The following is a 2,904-nucleotide window of genomic DNA, read 5'->3' as shown; positions in this document are numbered from 1 at the left end:
AAAAATCCCCCTGTTGCTGCTTTAAATAGAGTTTGTTGTTGTCGTGGCCCTCATCAATGGCTTCCCTGATCGTTTTTTCCTGCACAGAACCAAGATCCAAATCGATTACACCCGAAGCCGCAATGCGCGTCAGGAAGTATCTTCTTGTGCTGAGGACTAACCGCGGCAGAATTACATCTTTAGGGGGACGCTTAAACCATCATCCCGGGTGGGATTAACTGTAGCTTTGTATATAATTTAACCTACCCTATAAACCGAACCCTTCACGCTTGCACGGGGCAAGCACGTTTCTTGGCGCCCCCGTGAGGAACCAGTCACTTGCCACCAGGCCTCACTGGGGGGTGGCCAACTTCGCCTTGGGCGACCCGTGATAAAAATTCTGAATTTGGAATTCAAAGAAGAGTATTTTCCCGGGTCGGACCAGCACAAATGCCCTTTAATGCCTCTAAAGGCCATTTCTTCCTATTTTTTTCCTGTTTTCAGCCCCTTAGAGCTCGATGGCTACCCCTTCTATCGCATTTTAAGGATGAATGTTCACAATTTTTCTGCCTTTATTCAGGTGCTCAAATACACCTGAACCCGCAATGCGCGCCAGGAAGTATCTGCTTATGCTGATGTTTAACCTAATATAATCTTTTCGGCAATCGGTGAACTTTGGGAAATGCACCTTTTTAGCTCTCAAAGCTTGTTGCAATGCATTCCCATCGTGCTCTATGAACTGGAAATTTGACGGGAATGTTAAAATATTGCCCATTGCAGTTTGGTTTAGGGCAATTACAGTGAACATTTCTGGTCCGCCCCCAATCTATTCCAATCTATTTTTCTGTCTTTCCATTTTACTGATATCAAATGGCGGCGAATAATTCCCAAGAAGCCTACTTTCTAATTTTGACAATACAGTATCAGAGTAAGCAAAATATGCCTTGAGTTTTCCTTGTTTCCTTATTTCTCGTAATTTTTCATTTCTTTCCTTAAACATATAATACCTTTGAATACTATATCTGTACTCTTCTGATCTTGTCGAAATATAACTATCTATTACCATTAATGGACCTTGTCCTTCTTTTCCTTTTGCAAGTATCGCATACAAAACAGATTCCATATTTCTGTGTATTACAGAATCTTCACTGTCTTCAAACCTTCTGATCAGAGCTCTGTATATTGAACTCCTTTCTCCAATATTCGTGGTGTCCAAATTATAGTACAAGTCAATCATATGCTCAAACCAGTTCTCTGAATATTTAACAAGAGCCCACATTTTTCTATAATACCATACCATTCTATCATTCTCCAACAACAACCGCATTCTCTTTACCATTGCTTCTTCAGCATCGTCGCCCCAACCATCTTCTGTTGTGAATACATCACCTGCAATTTCATACATCCGCTTCGTTTCGATTGTATTAGTCGTATCAAAAGGGTTGTAATCCTTGTAATGTTCCATCAACCATTCCCGCAGGGAAACAGAGTCGATTTTACAGTGATTTATATTATAAAAGCCGTAAAACTGCTTAAATGAATCGAAAGGTATATTTGATTCGAGCACCCATTTTTTAAGCATCTCATTTGTGCAATCTACCAAAGTATCATCATAAATCGAGTTTTTATTATTTGCTGCTAATACAACGTATGCTATTATGAATATGTAAAAACACATAAATTTACATGGTTTATTGGTCATGAGCAAAATACCTTTCTTTTAATTCAACTATGCCACCACATTTAACATGTATTGCAGATATGGTATTAATGTCTAAACCATGTACTGTCCCTCGTGGAATAACCCGACGGCCATCTTCATTTGTACCAAACATCAGAAGCCTTCTGATAATTTCTTCCTGTGTACTATTCTTTCTGTAATACCCTGTTCCCCAGTCCAGTGGAATAAGTGTATCATTAACTACAACATCAGAGGGATACGTTACCTCTTGCCCAATCGCATCTCTTACTTCGGTGTAAATGTCAAATACCTGTTGCCTATCTTTCCTATTTTTCCTCATTGAATGAAGTATCTCATGTGCCAGTAGATGAGGGGTAAATACATCGTCTTCAGGTATTAGAGGGTCAAGAAACCCATATCTTGTTATAACAGTACCCCTGTTGTAATAAGCCTCTCCAATCATTCCCCTATCAAACTTTTGGCCTTTTACAAAGTACACTTCTACCCCTTCTCCCTCTTCGATCCTTTTCATGTCAATCAGATTATGTAAGTGTGCAGCACTTTCCAATTCGTAATACATATTTTGATTAGGATTAGCGTCATTATCAAAATCAAGGGGTTTTCTGTTTAACCGAACACCAATTTGCTTCATTATCTGGTTAGCAACTTCAAACGCACCATCTATTTCTTCATCAGTAAAAGCTGATTCTCCTAGTATATTTTTTACAATATGAGTGTACACATCTAAATTTTTTAATTCAACCACTGATATGTGCACTTCGGGCGGCCTGCCATCATAACCATCAATCATCACCATTAACGTGTCTTCACCGGTTCTCATACCTTTTACTTCAGTAATTAAACCATTTCCTTGATCTGTTAATTCACCTGCACCATTTAAGAATTGTACCTTACCCTTCTTACTAAGCCAGGTTACCATTTCAGGATTGAAATTTTCTCCTGCTACCTCTATTTTAAATGCCGCGAAATCATCTTTTATCACACAGGAAGGATTATACACTTCCTCAGTACCAGGTATCGTTTCATTCGTAATTTGCTCCAATACTATTTCACTGAATTTAACATCAAAAGTTATAAACTCATCTATAGTGTTACTAATGTATTGAACGTTATTTGTAATGCTACGTATGATTTTTGGTGGTAGGTACAGGCTAATATGAACTTTTTCACTTCCATGACCATCAATATGAAAATATAATCTTTCTACATTATCCAACAATTCC

At 38.4% G+C, this 2,904-nt stretch carries 3 protein-coding genes; all 3 read right to left on the bottom strand.

Translation table 11 applies throughout. From position 1 onward, the window contains the following. Positions 1–520: 520 nt before the first annotated feature. Entirely contained in the window at positions 521–787 is a 267-nt protein-coding gene (locus QA601_18645) for a hypothetical protein (protein MDG5817122.1), read from the bottom strand. A gap of 18 nt (positions 788–805) precedes the next feature. Further along, positions 806–1,681, bottom strand: coding sequence for a hypothetical protein (locus QA601_18640; protein ID MDG5817121.1), 876 nt, complete (start codon positions 1,679–1,681; stop codon positions 806–808). Continuing rightward, the coding region (locus QA601_18635; GenBank protein ID MDG5817120.1) for a hypothetical protein at positions 1,671–2,904 on the bottom strand (1,234 nt) is incomplete at its 5' end. The genes QA601_18640 and QA601_18635, both read right to left, overlap by 11 nt.

The sequence above is a fragment of the Chitinispirillales bacterium ANBcel5 genome (genome assembly GCA_029688955.1).
In the GTDB taxonomy this organism is placed as follows: domain Bacteria; phylum Fibrobacterota; class Chitinivibrionia; order Chitinivibrionales; family Chitinispirillaceae; genus Cellulosispirillum; species Cellulosispirillum alkaliphilum.
This window is presented reverse-complemented; position numbering and strand designations above follow the sequence as displayed.

Bases quoted from the DNA above. Each gene is read 5' to 3' on its own strand.
- QA601_18645 (MDG5817122.1), bottom strand. From the start codon at position 787: ATGTTCACTGTAATTGCCCTAAACCAAACTGCAATGGGCAATATTTTA.
- QA601_18640 (MDG5817121.1), bottom strand. From the start codon at position 1,681: ATGACCAATAAACCATGTAAATTTATGTGTTTTTACATATTCATAATA.